The sequence below is a fragment of the Methylibium sp. T29 genome (genome assembly GCF_000576205.1).
Taxonomy (GTDB): Bacteria; Pseudomonadota; Gammaproteobacteria; order Burkholderiales; family Burkholderiaceae_C; genus Methylibium; species Methylibium petroleiphilum.
In genome coordinates this window covers 1-1418 of the sequence record NZ_AZND01000478.1, presented here as the reverse complement: position 1 = coordinate 1418, position 1418 = coordinate 1, and the positions used below count along the sequence as shown (strand labels likewise).

The 1418-nt window shown below is 74.4% G+C and carries 1 protein-coding gene; it reads right to left on the bottom strand.

Features of this window, described 5'->3' with window-relative positions; translation table 11 throughout:
• A partial coding sequence (locus x551_RS22175) for a DUF3971 domain-containing protein (RefSeq protein WP_036251617.1) occupies nt 1-1418 on the bottom strand: 1418 nt, incomplete at both ends.

The following is a 1418-nucleotide window of genomic DNA, read 5'->3' as shown; positions in this document are numbered from 1 at the left end:
AATCGACTCCGGCACCAGGCTGGCCTGCACGCGCAGCGGCAGCGCCTGGTCGGCGCTCTTGCGCAGCGGCGCCGGCAGGTCGACCGACAGGCCGAGCAGGTTGCTGCTCAGCTGCCACTCGGCCTGGCCCTGCACGATCCCCAGCGCGAGCCTGTAGCCGGTCTGGCCGCCGAGCACGGCGCCCGCCTGCGCCGCCAGCGGGCCGAGTTCGCTCGTGCGTCGCAGGCCGTCGGCGCTGGCCGTGCCCTGCACATTGAAGCGCAGGCTGCCGTCGGCCTGCCGGGCTCCATCGAAACTCGCGTCGCCGCCCAGCACGCGGGCGCTGCCGCCGGTCAGCGAAAAGCTGGTGTCGCCGAAGGCGACACGCGCCTTCGCATTGGCCAGCAGCGGCAGGTCGGGCCGCAGCCGCAGGTCGTTGCCGTTCAGCCGCAGCGAGCCGCGCACGCTGCTGCGCTCGCTGTGCAGCAGCGGGATGTCGAGTGCCAGCTGCAGCTCGATCGGCGTCTGCACGGGACCGGTGCTCGCCTTGGCCAGCGCGCCACCGATCCAGCCGCCGACCGGCGTTGCATTGACGTAGCGCAGCGCGTCGGCCAGCGGGCCGCTGCCGTTGCCTTCGATCACCAGCGTGGCGTTGTCGGCCAGGTTGCGGATACCCCCGTGAACCCGCGCCAGCTCGAAGCTGCCGCTGCCCACGGTGCCCAGGCGGCCACGCAGGTCGCGCAGTTCCATCGACTGGCGGTCGAACACCAGCTCGCCCTTGATGTCGGTCAGCGCCGGCCACGGCGGATGCAGCCCCGCGGCGACGGCCGTTCCCGGTTCGCCGGGCCAGCCCGGGTCGCCCGGCATGTAGGCCAGCCGCACCCCTTCGAGCCGGGCCGCGATGCGGAACTCGCCCGCCCGCTCCGCGGGCCGGGCGCCGGTAGGAGCCGGCGCGCCGAACGGAAACCGCCGCAGATCGCCGCTCACCTTGAAGTTCACTGCGCTCGCCCGGCCGGCCTGCACCGCGCGCTCGACGTACTGCCGCACGCTCGCCGGCAAGCCCAGCGGCAGGTAGCGCGCCACGCTCGGGGCCAGCGCATCGCTCAGGCGCCCATTGAGCTCGAGCACGCCCGGCAAGCGCCCTGCCTCTCCTCCGGTGTGCCAGGTGGCCTCGAATTCGCCCTGGGCATCGTCGTTGGCGAACCGGACCTCGCGGGCCCGCAGCTCGACGCGCGGCGGCGCGCCGCCGGCGCCGGCATCGATGCGCCAGTTCAGGCGGCTGCCCAGGCGCTTCAGCGCGATGCGCGGCTGTTCGAACACGCCCGGGAACTCCAGCGCACCGTCGCTCAGCGAGAGCGTCGCCTCGCCGCCGCTCTCGCTGGCCGTCAACTCGATGTCGGCCCCCTGCAGGCCCGGGCGCCCGGCCTCCAGGCCGGGGC